The 17,903-nt window shown below is 33.6% G+C and carries 11 protein-coding genes and 1 other RNA gene; 8 read left to right on the top strand and 4 right to left on the bottom strand.

The annotated features are described in order from the left end of the window. The first annotated feature begins 78 nt into the window (after positions 1 to 78). Both ffs and ASF10_RS12745 read left to right on the top strand, forming a co-directional pair. An RNA gene (ffs, locus tag ASF10_RS23950) (signal recognition particle sRNA small type) lies at positions 79 to 176 on the top strand. A gap of 331 nt (positions 177 to 507) precedes the next feature. After that, a complete protein-coding gene (locus ASF10_RS12745) occupies positions 508 to 1,311 on the top strand; it encodes an SDR family oxidoreductase (protein ID WP_056249772.1) in 804 nt (267 codons plus the stop codon). Between the two features lie 26 nt (positions 1,312 to 1,337). Here the strand turns inward: ASF10_RS12745 and ASF10_RS12740 are convergent, their stop codons facing one another. Then, entirely contained in the window at positions 1,338 to 2,645 is a 1,308-nt protein-coding gene (locus tag ASF10_RS12740; protein ID WP_131726536.1) for an ATP-binding protein, read from the bottom strand. A gap of 268 nt (positions 2,646 to 2,913) precedes the next feature. On the opposite strand from ASF10_RS12740, the gene fsa reads away from it, so the two are divergent. Both fsa and ASF10_RS12730 read left to right on the top strand, forming a co-directional pair. Next, positions 2,914 to 3,570 (top strand): fructose-6-phosphate aldolase, encoded by a 657-nt coding sequence (fsa, locus tag ASF10_RS12735; protein ID WP_056249767.1) that lies wholly within the window; start codon positions 2,914 to 2,916, stop codon positions 3,568 to 3,570. A gap of 89 nt (positions 3,571 to 3,659) precedes the next feature. Continuing rightward, the gene (locus ASF10_RS12730) at positions 3,660 to 4,157 is read left to right on the top strand and encodes a hypothetical protein (protein WP_056250375.1); all 498 of its coding nucleotides are present in this window, start codon (positions 3,660 to 3,662) and stop codon (positions 4,155 to 4,157) included. Positions 4,158 to 4,274: 117 nt separating this feature from the next. Here the strand turns inward: ASF10_RS12730 and ASF10_RS12725 are convergent, their stop codons facing one another. The 3 genes from ASF10_RS12725 to ASF10_RS12715 form a co-directional block, all read right to left on the bottom strand. Beyond that, positions 4,275 to 5,747: an MFS transporter gene (locus tag ASF10_RS12725; protein ID WP_056249764.1), complete on the bottom strand. Its 1,473-nt coding sequence runs from the start codon at positions 5,745 to 5,747 to the stop codon at positions 4,275 to 4,277. Positions 5,748 to 5,923: 176 nt separating this feature from the next. Next, positions 5,924 to 6,625, bottom strand: coding sequence for a LytR/AlgR family response regulator transcription factor (locus ASF10_RS12720; RefSeq protein WP_056249762.1), 702 nt, complete (start codon positions 6,623 to 6,625; stop codon positions 5,924 to 5,926). Then, on the bottom strand, positions 6,615 to 7,667 hold the full coding sequence (locus ASF10_RS12715; protein WP_056249760.1) for a sensor histidine kinase: 1,053 nt from the start codon (positions 7,665 to 7,667) through the stop codon (positions 6,615 to 6,617). The genes ASF10_RS12720 and ASF10_RS12715 overlap by 11 nt, the downstream gene beginning before the upstream one ends. Before the next feature lie 217 nt (positions 7,668 to 7,884). Between ASF10_RS12715 and ASF10_RS12710 the strand changes: the two genes are divergently transcribed. From ASF10_RS12710 to ASF10_RS12695, 4 genes are all read left to right on the top strand, one after another. Then, positions 7,885 to 11,124 carry a SusC/RagA family TonB-linked outer membrane protein gene (locus ASF10_RS12710; protein WP_056249757.1) on the top strand — a complete coding sequence of 1,080 codons (3,240 nt, stop codon included), beginning with the start codon at positions 7,885 to 7,887 and terminating at the stop codon, positions 11,122 to 11,124. 11 nt (positions 11,125 to 11,135) lie between these two features. After that, on the top strand, positions 11,136 to 12,659 hold the full coding sequence (locus ASF10_RS12705) for a SusD/RagB family nutrient-binding outer membrane lipoprotein (protein WP_082472436.1): 1,524 nt from the start codon (positions 11,136 to 11,138) through the stop codon (positions 12,657 to 12,659). A gap of 589 nt (positions 12,660 to 13,248) precedes the next feature. Next, positions 13,249 to 16,281 carry a SusC/RagA family TonB-linked outer membrane protein gene (locus tag ASF10_RS12700; protein ID WP_056249749.1) on the top strand — a complete coding sequence of 1,011 codons (3,033 nt, stop codon included), beginning with the start codon at positions 13,249 to 13,251 and terminating at the stop codon, positions 16,279 to 16,281. 11 nt (positions 16,282 to 16,292) lie between these two features. After that, positions 16,293 to 17,876, top strand: coding sequence for a RagB/SusD family nutrient uptake outer membrane protein (locus ASF10_RS12695; protein ID WP_056249746.1), 1,584 nt, complete (start codon positions 16,293 to 16,295; stop codon positions 17,874 to 17,876). Positions 17,877 to 17,903: the final 27 nt, after the last annotated feature.

Here is a 17,903-nt window from a genome sequence, read left to right as displayed (position 1 = left end):
TTGAATGAGCCAATATACGACGATATTTTTATAGCAACAAAGGTCTTGCAAAAATATAAAAAGATTGTATATTTGCACCGGCAAGTCCTACACGACCAGCTCCTGCAGACTCCCCCAGGATGGGAACATAGCAAGGGTACGTGGTTGAGCGGTGCGATGTAGGTCGCTTGCCATTTTTTTTATTCCCGATGTTTCGGGATTTTTTTTATAATTAATTTAAAAGTAGTCTTCCTTATGGAGGATTTTTTTATTTTTGGACCTGAGTAAAATTGGATCAACTCTAAAAGAGAAAAAAAATACCGCAAAGAACGCTAAGTTTTTTTACTCTTAATTTGTATAAAAAGATGTAAAGTTCGCAAAGCTTTATATTGATTTAGCTTTGCGAACTGTGTGTTTTCTAAAGATACTTTAAGATAAAAAAACTTAGCGTTCTTTGCGTTAAAATTATTATCCATAATAGTGAGTCGTGATTTTCCTTAACTTAATAAATAACCTATGACCCAAAATATGAGCAAAGTCGTTTTAATTACCGGAGGATCCTCAGGGATTGGAAAATCAATTGGAGAGTTTTTACAAAAAAAAGGCTTCACAGTATATGGAACCAGTAGAAATCCAGAGAAAGTTTTAAATTCAGTTTTTCCTTTGGTTGCTTTAGATGTTCGAAATACCGAATCTATAAAATCAGCTGTTTCTAAAATTATTGCTACTTCCGGTCGATTAGATGTTGTAATTAATAATGCAGGTGTTGGAATTACGGGGCCTCTTGAAGAAATCCCAACGGAAGAAATCAAGAATAATTTTGAAACCAATTTCTTTGGTCCTATTGAAGTAATGAAAGCTGTTTTGCCGCAAATGAGAGCGCAAAAATCAGGTTTGATTATTAATATTACCTCAATTGCAGGTTATATGGGATTGCCATATCGTAGCGTTTATTCGGCATCAAAAGGAGCTTTAGAGCTTGTTACAGAAGCATTGCGTATGGAGGTAAAATCGTTTGGAATCGAAATTACAAATGTAGCACCTGGAGATTTTGCAACCAATATTGCTTCTGGTCGTTATCATGCGCCGGTAATACCGGGTTCTGCCTATGAAAAAGTATATGGAGAAACGCTTTCGACAATGAATGAACATGTTGATGCGGGTAGTAATCCTAACGAAATGGCTGAGGCAGTTTATAAAATTATGCAGCAAAAAAAGCCAAATGTGCATTATAAAGTAGGTGCCTTTATGCAAAAGTTTTCAATTGTGCTAAAGCGCGCACTTCCCGATAAAGTCTACGAAAAGATGTTAATGAATCATTATAAGTTATAAAAATTAACACGGAGCAAAATTTGAAATTATTCCACAGGAATAAAGATATCAAATTTTGCTCCTTCGTTTAAAACTCCTTTTGCCCTAATAAATCCGTTGTGGTTTTCTACAATACGTTTTACGATTGTAAGTCCAATTCCTGTGCTTTTTACAGGTTTCGTATGCAATGCCTGAAATAGTCCAAATATCTTTTCGTTGTATAGCTGATCAAATCCAATTCCGTTGTCAGAAATCGTTATTTTATAATATTTAGTAAGTGGAGAAAGTTTTTCAAGCTCTCCATTTGTCATTTCTGCAGATATTTTTATGATTAGATTTCGGTCCGGACTTGCGAATTTCAGTGAATTGCTGATTAGATTATATACTAATTGTCTAAATTGAAATTCTATTACAGACAGTTTTCCTAATTGTTGTATATCAAAAACTACATTTTTATTCTCAAACTCATCTGTAAGGTCTTCTATGACATCATTGGTTATTTGGTTTAAGTCTTTTATTTCAAACTTTCTGTCATCAAATTTTGTTTTAGAATAAATCAAAAGGTCGTTTATCAGATTTTGCATTCGATAAGCTGACGTTTTGATTTTATGAAATGCAGTCCTGCCTTTTTCAGATAAGTTATTGACTTCTTCGCGCTCGATTGTGTCTGTAAAAAGCTGAATTTTACGCAACGGTTCCTGAAGATCATGACTTGAGATATAATTAAAGGCTTCGAGTTCGCTGTTCATTTTCTCAAGAGAAATATTTTTCTCGATAAGCAATTTCTCGGCGTTTAATTTTAATTTTTCTATTTTTTGCTTTTCATTTTCTGTTTTTTCAAGAAGATGATTTTTTTCATTTAAATCTTTATTGTTTTCTGCAATATTTTCTATTGCATTTAGGTGAAATGAAATCAAATTAGCAAATAAATTGAACATCTCCCGAACTTTAAATTCTTTAAGACTGTTTGGTTTTGGATCAATAGCGCATAATGTGCCAAAGAAACTTCCGTCCTGACGCATAATTGGTACAGAAATATAGCTTTGCAAATTGTACATTGCCGGTGTATGATGGTCGTGATAATCCGGATCTTCGCTTACATTGTCTATAATGACTGGTTTAGGATTTTGTCTGATCTCATTACAAATAGTTGTTTTTATTTTGAGTTCGTCTCCTGGTTTTAGTCCAAAAAGTACATTATCCTGAACGCTGCAGGTAATCCATCTGTCTTCTGTAACTCTTGCTATTGCTGCAAAACCCATTCCGGTAGTTTGACAAATAACGTTGAGTAGGGTAGGAACTATTGTAATGTTCTCAATATTAATTATATCTTGTTTGAAATGATTTTCTAGCACTTTTTTGGGGGATGTTTTTATTTTTTTTAAAAGTACAAAAAATAAAATATCTTTTTAACTGAGACTTTAGGTTGTATATGCCTGAGGTTTAAAATTATTTTTTAGTTTTTTATCTTATGGAAATTATAAATTGTAATTTTGCACGGAATTTTGCGTGAGGGATAGAGGTGGTATCCTTTTGTGAAGAGAAACGGAACAAAATATAAAGCCGATAGCCCGACCCTGAGGGACACGCCCAAAACAGGAACACAATTAAATAGATATAATTATGAAATTTTTTATTGACACAGCTAATTTAGCTCAGATTAAAGAAGCACAAGCTTTAGGTGTTTTAGATGGTGTAACAACTAACCCGTCATTGATGGCGAAAGAAGGTATTACCGGAAAAAACAATATTTTAAAGCATTATGTAGACATTTGTAATCTTGTTGAAGGAGATGTTAGTGCTGAAGTAAATGCGCTTGATTATGATGGAATGATCAAAGAAGGTGAAGAATTAGCTGAATTGCACGATCAGATCGTAGTTAAATTACCTATGACAAAAGAAGGTGTAATGGCTGCAAAATATTTCTCTGATAAAGGAATTAAAACAAATGTAACACTTGTGTTTTCTGCAGGTCAGGCTTTATTGGCTGCAAAAGCCGGAGCTACTTATGTTTCTCCTTTTATTGGTCGTTTAGATGATGTTTCTACAGATGGTTTGAATTTGATCGAAGAAATTAGATCTATTTATGATAACTATGGTTATGAAACTCAAATTTTGGCAGCTTCTGTACGTCACACAATGCATATTGTAAATTGTGCTAAAATTGGTGCAGATGTTATGACAGGACCTCTTTCTGCAATTTACGGATTGTTGAAACACCCGTTGACTGATATTGGATTAGCTCAGTTTGTAGCTGATTTCGAAAAAGGAAATAAGTAATACTCAGGTATTTAAAATATAAAATCGCCATCTTTTAAAAAAAGGTGGTGATTTTTTTTTACTTTTATATGTCTCAAAAAGAAATACATATGAAAAAAGTCGTTTTAATTTTTGTGTTTTTGATTATTGGTATTTCTGTAAATGCACAAGCTGCTAAAATAATAAAACAAGTTAGTGAAGTCGGTGATGTCGCGAGTTTTGAACTGGATTGTTCTGTACATTTTCAGTCTCTGGCAAAAGGTTTGCGTTACAATATTACACGTCATGAATTTAAAGGTCCGGAATTGAAAAATTCTTATCGGCTAATGTTGGTTATGGATGGTTTTTATTCGAAAACGCTTAATAAAACAATGACTATTTCAGCAGTATTGAGCGACGGAACTATTATCGAAGCTAAAAAAATTATTGAAGATGATGGCTTTTTTGACGGAGCTTGCACGTTGAAAATAAAAGATCCAAAAGCACTTTTAGAAGCGAATATAGACAAGGTAATTGTTCATGCTGATAAAGATGTTGTTTATACGTTATCACAGAAAAACAAAGACGTTTTTAAGCAGAATTTGAAGAATGTTATTAATGCTAAATAGAGGTTCTAAGATGCTAAGGTTCTGAGGTTCTAAGATTTTTTCTTTGACGAATAAAAAATCCCAAATTCTAATTTTGTGAATTAGAATTTGGGATTTTTTTATCTTTTATTTTTTGGCTTAGTGACCTCCGCCTTCGCTTTGAACGTTATGGTCAATTCCTTGTCTTTTTAAGATTTTAGGGCAATAGAAACCGTAGAATCCTAAATAAGCAAATCCAAGAAGTGGAACGATATAAGAGAAGTGAGTCCATGTGATTCCGAAGATTCCTCCCGGGCTTGTAAGATCAATATCGCAGATACTTCCCTGGATTAATGGAATAACTCCACCACCAAGAATCATCATAATTAAGAATGAAGATGCTTTTCCTGTGTTTTTTCCTAATCCTGCAATAGCTAAATCGAATATCGATGGCCACATGATAGATAAAAATAAACCTCCTGAGATAAAGAAGAATTTAGCAATTGATGGATCTGGCCAGACTAATCCCGCAACCATCATTAATAAACCTGATATTCCGAAAAGCATTAATGTTTTTCCGGCATTTTTACCACCTACAAAGCTTACAGCGATAAACAATAAGATCCAGATTGGGTAAATGTAAAATGCAGAAACATCATGTGCAGCAAAAATATTAGCTCCAATAATTACTCCAAATGCTACAGCTGGTACAATAAATTTTAATGCCGTGTTTACTAAGTTTGAAGTATTAAAAACGTTAACTCCACCATTCCAGCGACCAATCATTAAACTTCCCCAATACAAGGCGATAAATGGCGCAATGGCATCTTCTAATACGTTTCCAAATTCTGCTGTATGAAGCAACGCCGGTAAATTACTAATAATTGTAACCTCAGTTCCAACATATATAAAGATTCCTAACATTCCTAGATATAATTGTGGGTAATCCAGGATGTTGAATTTTTCGTGTGCTACTTTAACTACTTCTTCCTCTTCTTTCGCAGGATCTTCGATTTTAGAGAAGTTCATGAAAATAGCAACTACAATAAATGCAAGCCCAAGAATAACGAAAGGTAATTTGATATCTTCTAATGAAAGTGATGTGTTTTTGTTATCTCCCATTCCAAACAAAGCGATTCCTAAAAGGATAGCTCCAATTGTTGTTCCAAAAGAGTTGATACCTCCAGCCAAAGTCAAACGGTGCGCTCCTGTTTGAGGGCTTCCCATTTTAATAGCCAGTGGATTTGCAACAATTTGTTGTATTGAGAATCCTAAACCTACAGTAAATAAAGCTGTTAAAAAGAAAGGGAAACTTTCCATTGTTGCAGCAGGAATAAATAAAAATGATCCAACTGCTGAAAGAAGTAAACCGGCAGATAAAGTTTTTTTGTATCCAAATTTTTGTAAAACATCTACTTTTAAGGATACTAAAAAGAAAATTACAGATCCTACAAAGTACGCAGCATAAAATGCCCACGCTACTAATTGCGATTGTACTTGTGATAAAGTGAATACTTTTTTGAATACTGGAATCAGGATATCATTGGCTGAACCAACAAAACCCCAAAAGAAGAAAACAATTATCAACGAGATAAACTGTCCCCATTTGGTTTGAACATTTTCTGAACTCATAATTTAAGAGGTTAATTTTTTATTTTATTGTTTTTTGAAGACCGTAAATATATTTGTTAAGTGTATCAAAAAAAAATAAAAAGGCACAAATAATGTTAAATTTAAACCAACGGCATCATTTTTTCAACAATGTGTTAATTTTTACCGAGTTATAAAATGAAATTGTGAATGAGAATTTATTCAAGAATTTTGTTTTTGACCTCTTTACTGTAATTTCTGCCTATAGGAATGGTGTAAGACTGGATCTGAATGCGGTTTCCTTCGATAGATTTTACCTTGTTTAGTGCAATTACGTATGATTTATGAATTCGTAAAAAACGATCTGCCGGCAATTCTTCAGACAACGAAGTCAGTGATTTATGGGTAATATAAGTTTTATCAGGCGTAACGACCTTGATATATTCCTTCATTCCTTCGACAAATAAAATTTCTTCAATATTAATTTTCATCATTTTTTTATCGACTTTGATAAAAATATGAGAATCTCCTTTTGTGGTTTCAACCTTAATATTGTTTTTTAAATTGTACTCGGTTGTAATTTTATTGATGCATTTTATAAATCGTGGTAACGGAATTGGTTTTACTAAATAATCTAAAACATCAAGATCGTAGCTTTCGGCAGCAAATTCTCTAAAAGCAGTAGTAATAATAACTTTAGTCTTGTTTTCGATTAAACTTATGAGTTCAAAACCTGTCATCATAGGCATATTGATGTCTAAAAAGACGGCATCAACAGCTGTACTGTTTATAAAATCAAGCGCTTCCAGAGAATTATTGAATGTACCAATGACTTCAAAGTCTGTAAAATTTGTAAAATAATTTTGCAGGACTTTGATTGCTAATGGCTCATCATCAATCAACACGCATTTAATCTTCATTATTAATAGGTATTTGCAAACGGATTATATAGTAATTTAATTTCGTTTTATGTTTTAAACTGAAATTGCTTTTATAAATTAATTTTAATCTTTTCTTGGTATTAACTAAACCAATTCCGCCTTTCGTATTAAGATTTTGTGAAATTACAAAATTATTTAAGATTTCAAAATCTAACATTTTATTGTCAATAACTTTACAATTGATCTTAATTTTCAGGTTATTATTGTTAACTCCTCCATGTTTAAAGGCATTTTCGACCAATGAAATGAATATTAACGGCGGTACAACGATATCTTCTATATTTGATTCTAAGTTTATGGTAACTTCAACGTTTTCAAAGCGTAGCTTCTCAATTTCGATATAATTTTGAATGTAATCTATCTCTTTTATTAATGGAACAAATTTGGTTCCTTTTACATCATATAAAACATATTCCATCAAATTTGACAGTTTTATAATTACATCCGGAACCTTATCAGAAGATTCTAGTGATAAAGCGTATAGATTATTTAAGGTATTGAAAAAGAAATGCGGCTGAATTTGATTCTCCAGATATTTCAATTTTATTTTAAACTGATTTTCTCTTAATGATCGGTTTCTTTCACGTTCTCTTAACCATGTCAATGTCAGATAAACAGATGAAGCCATGGCGAGAACATACAATTCTCCAATACAAACCGCTACGATATGATTAATTTCAAAAGGATGGTATTCTCTGTTTGCTTCAGGCCAGATATTTTCTGAGATAATATAATAGGTAAGGGCTGTTTTTAATAAGTAAATTCCAAAAAGGCTTACTATTAAAGAAAATGTATATTGAATATATTTCTGTTTAAGTACAAAACGAGGTACTAAAACAAAAAGATTAAAATAAACCAGAGGAATGTGTAAAGAGAACTCAATCAAGTTCGATTTAAACGAATAAGGATAGTCATTAAAGTAAGCTCCCCAACGTAAAAAGTTAAGAGTGAAATAGCTGCCCCAAAACCAAAAGTGATTTTTAAGTTTAATATCAAATTTTAATTTCTGAATTTCAGTCAACTTTACGGAATGGTTTATTGTTATTGGCTTGGTCAATGTAATTATTGTGCAACTTTAAACAATTACTTGCTAAAACGCAATTCTTTTGAATAAAAATTTGGAAAAAAAGATTAAAATTAAATTATTTTTAGAGGATATCGTTTTCGTAAAACGCATTATTGAATGATTTGAGTCGTTCGTTTAAGGTTTTGTGTTGTTTGTTTAAAATGTTTTATTTATGTTAATTTTAACAATAAATTTATGGCTTAACCAACAAAACCATGATAAAATGAAACAAATTATGTTAATCTTTATGATTGTATTTACCGCGCAATTTTCGGTTGCCCAGGTAAAAACAATTAAAGGTTTAGTAAGCGATCAAAACGGATTGCCACTGCCGGGAGTAAGTATTATTATTCAAGGCGGAAAAACAGCAACCCAGTCTGATTATGACGGAATGTATGCGATACAGGCATCAGCAGGTGATGTACTTGTTTTTTCGTACATCGGTATTAAAACTAAAACAGTAACTGTAGCGGGTTCTGCTACTGTAAATGTTGTGCTGACGGAGGATGCTCAAAATTTGAATGAGGTTGTAGTTACTGCTTTGGGTATTAAGAGACAAAAGAAAGAATTGGGTTACGCCGTTCAGGATGTAAAAGGAGACCAATTAAATAAAGTAATTACAACAAATGTAACTACGGCACTTTCAGGAAGAGTAGCCGGAGTAGATGTTTCGATCCCGGCAACTGGAGTTGCAGGGAGTACAAGAGTTATTATTAGAGGAATATCAAGTATAGGCGAGAGTAATCAACCGCTTTATATTGTAGATGGAATTCCTATTGATAATGGCGGTTTGTCTAATGATAGTGCTGCAACAAGCAAATGGTTTGACGGACGTGATAACGGAGACGGAATTTCCGGGATAAATCCAAATAATATCGAAAGTCTTACAGTGCTAAAAGGAGCGGCTGCTGCGGCTTTGTACGGTTCAAGAGCTTTGAATGGTGTAATTTTGATTACAACCAAAAAAGGAACTAAAGGAAAACTTCAGGTTGAACTTACAAGCGGAGTGAGCTTTGATCGCGTAAATGCTAAATATTCGGATTTTCAAAATGAATATGGTACAGGATCAAATGGTGCTTTACCGGATCCTACAAAAGCTCCTACTGAGATTTACGGATATACTACAAATGCGTGGGGACCTAAATTTTCTGAAACTGTAGGACAACAAGTAAAAATATTTGATGGTTCTATGAAACCTTACGCAAGGGTTGAAAATAATATTCAGGATTTTTTCAGAACCGGATTTACAACAACAAATGGTGTTGCAGTTTCCGGAGGTAGCGAAAATGCCTTTGTGCGTTTTGGTTATAATAACCTAAACAATGATGATGTTATTCCGGGTTCAGGTTTAGAAAGAAACGATGCCAGTTTGAGTGCGACTTTAAAATCGGATAAATTTACGTTGGATTCTAATGTAAATTATATTGCCGAAGTAACAGAGAACAGACCGGGTTTGGGAGATTCTCCTAATAATATTGGATATTCATTAAGCGGATTAGCTCCAAATATTGATCAGGCGTGGTTAAAGAATTATAAAAATGAGGAAACTGGCGAAATCTATCCATGGAACAGTAATGTGTATTTGCTGAACCCTTATTTTACAACTCAGGAAAACCATAACTCTTCTAAGAAAAACCGTTTTATTGGGAATGTTACAGGAACTTACCAGTTAAAAAAATGGATTGCCTTGACTTTAAGAACCGGTATTGATACTTATGCTTTTAGTGCAAAAGATTTTATGGCAGCAGGAAGTACGTGGCCAGGGAGAGATGAAGGATATCTTGGTTTAAATAATATCAATGTATCAGAAATGAATACGGATTTAATAGCCACTTTTAGTGATATTAAATTGGCAACTGATTTTACTTTCTCCGGAATTTTAGGAGCAAGCAGACGAGATTTTAGAAGAGAACAAAACTCAAGATTTGGAACTAAAATTATTGAGCCCGGAACTGAATATATCAGCAACTTCGTAAATCAGACAGAAAATGCGCCTGTAGAAACCAAAACCAGAACAAATTCTGTATATGGTGCAGCAAAGTTTGATTATAAAGGATATTTATATGCTGAGTTTACAGGAAGAAACGACTGGTTTAGTGTTATAAACAAAGATGCTTTTTATCCTGCAGCTTCATTAGGTTTTATATTCTCAGATGCTTTTGGTATTCAGAGTGATTCGTTTTCTTATGGTAAACTAAGAGGATCGTGGGCAGAAGTTTCGAATGCTCCCGGTGCGTATAAAAATGCATTAAACTATACTACTTTTGCTTCTTACAACGGACAAAGTGTTGTAAATATTAAAAATTCTGCAGCACCAAATCCGGATTTAACGTATCAGTCAAAAGCCGGAATCGAATTTGGACTTGAAACAGCTTTCTTTAAAAACAGATTAAAAGCTGATATTACAGTTTATCGCGAAGATACATCAGATCAAACACTTGATTTACCGTCATCTGCAACATCAGGATACGAATTTATTTCTGTAAATGCAGGTAAATTACGTAATGAAGGTATAGAGATATTTTTATCAGGATCACCAATAAAAACTAAAGATTTTGAGTGGGGAATTGACTTGAACTATTCAAAAAATAAAAACTCAATTCTTTCCTTACATCCGGATATTGATACTTATACAATATCTGAAGCTCGTTGGGCAGGAGCAGCAATTGTAGCTCAGGTTGGCGGTCAATACGGAACCATTATGGGGAGAGATTTCTTAAGAAATGAAGCTGGCGAAAAAGTAGTTGGCGCAAATGGTTTACCCTTGTTTACAGATGAAAAAGTAGCATTAGGAAAAGGGCTTCCGGATTGGTCAGCTGGTTTAACGAATAGATTTAGTTACAAAGGTGTTACGCTTCAATTTTTAGTTGATATGAAATTTGGTATGGATGTATATTCTATGACGAATTCAGTTGCGGCAACAAAAGGACTTTTGGATGTAACTACAGAAGGCAGAGACGCTTATAATAATGCAAGAGCAACAGCAATAGCTAATGATCCTAATTTTAGCCAGTCTACTTGGGTTCCTACAGCGGGTTACGTTGCAGAAGGTGTGGTAAATACAGGAACGGCTGCTAATCCGGTTTATGTAAAAAATACAACTCCTGTTAATCCTCAGGATTATTGGAATACAGTATTTAACAACAGTCCGGCGCCATTTGTTTATGATGCTTCATATGTAAAATTAAGAGAAGTTAGTTTGGGATATACAATACCAAAAAGCGTTTTTGGCGGAGCAAAAATAAACTCAATATATGTATCAGCATTCGCCAGAAATTTATTGACTTTTAGTAAAGATCTTCCAAACATTGATCCGGAATCTATGTACACTTCTGGAAACGGACAAGGTTTTGAATATGGTTCATTGCCTTTTAGACGATCATATGGTTTTAATATTAAAGTTGCATTCTAAAAAAAGAAATTATGAAATTTAAACAAATAATAATAGCCATACTCACCTTGTTTACCGCAGTAGGCTGTACCGAAAATTTTGATGCACTGGAAAAAGATCCGGTGGCATTGACAGCAAATCCGGCAGGACAACTTACGTTTACTCAATTGTGTATGTCCGGTGACGGATTCTATCAATGGAGAACTAATTTAATTTATTCAGGAGGTTTTGTGCAACATTATGCGGGTGCGTGGAACGTAACTGAGTTTGGAAGCAAATTCAAGAAAGATGACGGATACGCAACTGCTTTATGGAGAAACGGTTATCAAAATGAATTGAAAAACGTCGTAGATATTCTTGAAAAAACTGCCGGAGATCCAAAGACTGTAAATATGAATGCCGTAGGTAAAATCATGAAAGTAATGGTAGCGCAGCGTATGACTGATATTTATGGTGATATTCCTTATTCTGAGGCAGGATTAGGCTTCTCAAAAGCAATAGTAACTCCTAAATATGACAAGCAGGAAGATATTTATGCATCGTTTTTTAAAGATTTAGAAGAAGCTCAAAATCAATTAAATCCTGGTGGCGGAACTGTAAAAGGGGATTTGTTCTATAATGGCGATATTACTAAATGGAAAAAATTAGCCAACACCTTAAGATTACGTTTAGGAATGAGAATTTCTGAAGTAAAACCAGCCGAAGCAGAAAAGCAGGTTAAAGCTGCCTTACAAGCCGGTGTTTTTGAAAGTAATGCTGATAATTGTATCATGAAGCACTTAGATGCTACTTTTAATGATGATCCCGCGTCTATAGATTTTAGAGGAAACGGTTTGGCGTACGCTCTTAACGGCAACGAAAATGGAGATCACTTTAGTACTTTGGTAATAAATTATTTAAGAGACAACGGAGATCCAAGATTAACCATGTACGCAACTCCTAAAACAACAAGCAGTATTACTTACGGAGGCGCCATACAACCCGGAGAAATACTTTATGAAGGTGTTAAGCCAGGACTTTTTCAATGGGAAGTTCCAATGGGAGCGAGTTCAACTTCAGGAATACAATCTTATTTTAAGAAAAAAACAACGCCTTTTTTACATGTAAGTTATTCAGAAACACAATTGTTACTTGCAGAAGCTGCTTATAGAGGCTGGGTTTCTGGTGTTGCAGCAGATTATTATAAAAAAGGAGTAGAAGCAGGCATCAAACAATTAGAAATTTATGGAGCAGAACCTGCCACTCAGGCGAGTATCAATACTTATTTAAGTGCTAAACCTTTAGTTGCGGGACAAGAAAAAGAGCAAATTGCAACACAACTTTGGATTACTTACATCTTTAATAGTATCGAAGCATATTCAAACTGGAGAAGAACCGGATTTCCAAAATTAGTTCCAATAACAAATCCGGATTCTGAAACTGGAGGAGTTACTCCAACTCGTCTGTATTACCCAAATGATGAAATGCAGAAAAACGAAAAGAATTATTTAGAAGCCTTATCAAGAATGGGCGGAAAAAATGACTGGCTGAATAAAGTTTGGTGGGATGCCAACTAAAAAATAATCCCATTTATAAGTATGCCTGATAAAGTGCTATTTTCATTTTAATTAAAATTAAAGCAACAATTTTAAAATTAAATTAGGATAAAAATAAAGCTTTATCAGGCATTCTTATTATATAAGTTTTCTTTTTCTTAGTTTAAATACTTTCTACATAAAAAGTTAAACAATCCGGATTATCGGCTATTTAAAAAAAAAATAAATAAAAAGGCAAAATCAGAAATTGAAATGGTAAAAAATGAATTTCAGCAAATCACAACGCTTTGTTAAAATAAACCATTCTAATTGTTGTTCTTTTTTGAATATGGAATAAATCAATCGTTTTTATTCTAAATTTTATCTAAATGCCAGATAATTAAGTTGTTGTTGTAAATGAGAATTTTTTATTAAATAAGTAAAAACTCTGCATATAAAGTTAGTAAACAGGGTAAATGCAATAAATATACTAATTGGAAAACGTTTTCGTGAAACGTATTATTGATTGTTTTATGTCGTTCGTTTAAAATTTATAGTCGTTTGTATAAATTATTTTTTTTAACAATCCCTTAAGAATAAATTTACACCATAACTAACAAAATAAATAAACATGAAAAAAATTTTCTTAATCTTTATGATTGTTTTTACGGCGCAAGTTTCGCTTGCACAAGTAAAAAATGTCAAAGGTGTGATTACAGATTCTGACGGGATGCCATTACCAGGGGCATCTGTTGCAGTGCAAGGAGGTCAAAAAGGTACTACTACCGATTTTGACGGTTTGTACACAATTGAAGCGCAAAAAGGACAGACTTTAGTTTTTACCTATGTAGGTCTTGAAACACAATCAATAGTTGTAGGAGATGCTGCTACAATTAATGTAAAAATGCAACAAGGAGCATCTAATGCATTAAATGAAGTTGTTGTAACTTCATTAGGTATCAAGAAAACTAGAAAATCTTTGACATACGCAGCTCAGGAACTTAAAGGAGAAGAGTTAACTCGTGTAAAAGATGCTAACGTTATCAATACAATTGCCGGTAAAATTGCTGGTGTTGCCGTAACAAAAAGTTCTGGAGGTACTGGTGGATCTACAAAAGTTGTTATTCGTGGAAATTCTTCTGTAACAAATAACCAACCTTTATATGTTATTGATGGTATCCCAATGCTAAACTCAGGATCAGGACAGCCAAATGATACATTTGGTAGTTTATCAGGAGGTAATCGTGATGGTGGAGATGTTGTATCTTTAATTAATCCTGATGATTATGAAGGAATGACAGTTCTTAAAGGAGCTGCAGCTTCTGTATTATATGGTTCTCAGGGAGCAAACGGAGTAATTTTACTTTCTTCTAAAAAAGCAAAAGAAGGAAAAGGAAATATCTCAGCATCATCGGTAACTACTTTTGATACAGCTGCTTATTTACCAGAATTTCAATCTGATTACATTGCTAATGCAGGAGAAGATGAAACTTGGGGAAATAAACAAAAATCAAAAGATCACGTAAAAGATTTCTTTAATACAGGAACTACACAAATTACATCTTTAGGATATTCTACTGCATCAGCAAATTCTTCTACAGCATTATCTTATGCTAATACATCAGGAACAGGAATTATGCCTGGAAACAGTATCAAGAAAAATAACTTTGGTATTCGTCAAAGTGCTAAGTTCTTAGATGATAAATTAACACTTGGAGTAAATGCAAATTATACAACTCAGTCAATCATAAATAAACCAGTTAACGGACTTTATTTTAACCCTTTGACAGGAGTTTATTTAATGCCAAGAGGAAACGACTTTAATGCTTACAAAGACAATTTTGAAGTTTTTGATCCAAACAGAAATTTAATGGCTCAAAACTGGATGACAAACAGAGATATCATGCAAAACCCATATTGGGCTATTAACAGAAATAAATCTGAGGATAAAAATAACTTCTTTAATGGTGCAATTACAGCTTCTTACAAAGCAAATAATTGGTTAACAATTGCTTCAAGATATAGCTATAACAGAATTGACAGTGAATTTGATAAAAAAATATTTGCTACAACTCAGGGAACACTTTCTCATGCAAATGGTCGTTACATCAACGAAAATTCATATAGCACACAACGTTACGGAGATTTAATTGCTACAATCAATACAAGATTCTCTGATGATTTTACTTTCAATGCTAACATTGGTACAAGTATAACTAATACGTTAACAAATCAAAAAACAATTTTAGATTCTGGAATCGGAGGTGGATTAACACTTACTAACTGGTTTACACTTCATAACTTTGTAAATAATACAGGAAATTACCAAACAATTGGTTCTAAAAGAGAAGTGCAATCTGTATTTGCAACGACAACTTTTGGATATAAAGAAATGTTGTACTTAGATTTAGCAGCTAGAAATGACTGGTCATCTACATTAGTTAACACAGATAGTCCATCTTACTTTTATCCTTCAGTAGGGGTAACAGGTATTCTTAGTGAAATGTTTACAATGCCGGAATTCATCAGTTTTGCTAAAGTTCGTGGAACTTATGCAGAGGTTGGTAACGACATTAATGCTTTTGTAACTACTCCGGTAAATTATTTCCTTCCAGGACTTCCTGCACAACCTCAGGTTGGTGTACAAAGCGGAACTACTTTAAAACCAGAATTAAAATCAGAATATGAATTTGGTACTGAGTGGAGAATGTTTAATAACAGATTAGGTTTTGAAATTTCATACTACAGTTCAGAAACTAAAAATCAATATTTACAGGTTATTGCTCCAGAAGGAAATCCAGAAGGGGTTAAATATTACGGATTTAATGCAGGAAGTATCGAAAACAAAGGTTTTGAGATTGTATTAAATGCTGGAATTGTCAGAGGTGATAAATTCTCTTGGGATTCATCTGTAAACTTTTCTCAAAATAAAAATAAAGTAAAAGAACTTCCTGATTCATTAGGAAAAGTAGTGAACCTTACAGATCCTGGAGTTAATAACTACCAATATTCATTAATAGAAGGAAGACCATTTGGAGCTATTATGGGTAAAACTATTTTAAGAGATGCTCAAGGCAGAATTTTATTAAACGCAGACGGAAACATTCAAAATAATGGTTCAGGTTTTGTTGAAGTAGGAAACGCAAATCCTGATTTTATGTTAGGTTTTTCTAACTCTTTTAAATTAGGAGCATTCTTTGCAAATGTTTTAGTTGACGGACGTTTTGGTGGTGAAGTTATGAGTATGACTCAGGCTCAAAACGATTATTTTGGAGTATCTAAAGCTACTGGTGATGCCAGAAATGCTGGAGGAGTTGCAATCAACGCTGTTATGCCTGATGGAACACCAGTTACTACAATGGATGCGAAACAATATTACAAAACAGTTGGAGGAAGAGACGGAATTACCGGAGAATATGTTTACAGCGGAACAAACGTAAGTGTAAGAGAGATTTCTATAGGATATACTTTTAATCCAAAAAAACTTCCTGTTTTTCAAACAGCTAGTATCTCTTTAATTGCCAGAAACTTATTCTTTATTTATAAAGACGCTCCTTTTGATCCAAATATTGCATTAAGTACAGGAGAAGGCTTGCAAGGTGTTGATATCTATGGTTTACCATCTACTAGAAGTGTCGGTCTTAATTTAAATGTAACTTTCTAAATTCAAAAAAAATGAAATTAAAAAATATAAAAACAACAGCTGTCTGTATTTCATTACTTGCTGCAGTAGGTTGTACAGATAATTTTGAGGATATTAATACTAATCCTAATGGTTTTAGTCAGGAGCAACTGGCACAAGACTTTAATCACATCAAAGGAGGATTTGCTCCAATGTTTAATAATATTCAGGTATTAGGAAATCAAAGAGAAGATCAATACCAACTGCAACAAAACTTAAATGCAGATGTTTGGTCAGGTTATATGGCGACACCAACTGGATTTAGAGGAGGAAGTAATAATACTACTTACGAATTGGTAGATTCCTGGAACGTTGCAATATGGAGTAATGCTTATCCTAACGTGATGTTTAATGCATATGATATTGCAAATAAAGCAAAAGGAAAATACGATCAGTTTTATGCACTTTCTCTTATCTTGAAAGTAGAAGGAATGCACAGGCTTACTGATATTTTTGGACCAATTATTTATTCTCAATACGGTAAAGAAGCACCAATTCCTTATGATTCTCAGGAAGAGGTTTACAACCAAATGTTTTCTGAATTGGATATTGCAGTTGCTGAATTAACAAAAAGAGTAGATGCAGGTGAAGCTACAGCTTTTGCCGCTACAGATTTATCAGGTTACAAAGGAGACTACAAACAATGGGTAAAATTTGCTAACACATTACGTTTAAGATTAGCAATGCGTATTGTAAAAATAAAACCGGATATCGCAAAAGCTCAGGCTGAAAAAGCAATCGCACATAAATTTGGAGTAATGACTACAAATGGAGATGCGTTTAAAATTGTATCTCCGGATTTTACAAATCCTATTGCTACAATTAGCGGTTCATGGTTAGATATTCGTATGTCTGCAGATATGGAATCTATCTTAAAAGGATATGAAGATCCTAGAATAGCTGCTTACTTTGATACATCAGTTCAATTTCCAGGACAATACAAAGGTATCCGTACAGGTATCACGATTGGAGGAAAAGGAGATCACCAGGATTTTTCAGGAATTGGAGCTGTCGTAAAATCAAAAGAAATTTATTTATTTACAACTGCCGAAGCTTATTTTTTAAGAGCTGAAGGAGCTTTAAGAGGTTGGAATATGGGTAGTGATGCTGAGTCATTATACAAATTAGGTATTCAGGCTTCATTTGATCAAAGAGGTGTTTCCGGAGCTGCTGCATATTCAGCAGATAATGTAAAATTACCAGTAGCTTATACAGATCCTAATTTTCCTGTAAATAATGCTGCACCAGTAAATAATGTTACAGTTGCCTGGGATGGTGCTGCAACTAATGAAGTGAAATTGCAAAAAATTATTACTCAAAAATGGATTGCAGGTTTTCCTGAAGGACAAGAAGCATGGTCTGATTACAGAAGAACAGGTTACCCAAAATTATTTCCTGTACTCGTAAATAACAGTGGAGGAAAAATTTCTACAGCCCTTGGTGCAAGAAGAATCAACTTTGTGCAGTCTGAGATTGCAAATAATAAAGAAGGTGTAGCAACTGGTTTGGCGAAGTTGGGAGGACCAGATAATGGTGGAACCAGACTTTGGTGGGATGTTAATGCTCCAAATTTCTAAAAATAAATATCAAAGAATATAAGAATT

It is taken from the genome of Flavobacterium sp. Leaf82 (assembly GCF_001422725.1).
Taxonomy (GTDB): Bacteria; Bacteroidota; Bacteroidia; order Flavobacteriales; family Flavobacteriaceae; genus Flavobacterium.
The sequence above is the reverse complement of the archived record's forward strand: the minus strand, read 5'-3'. Positions and strand labels throughout refer to the sequence as shown.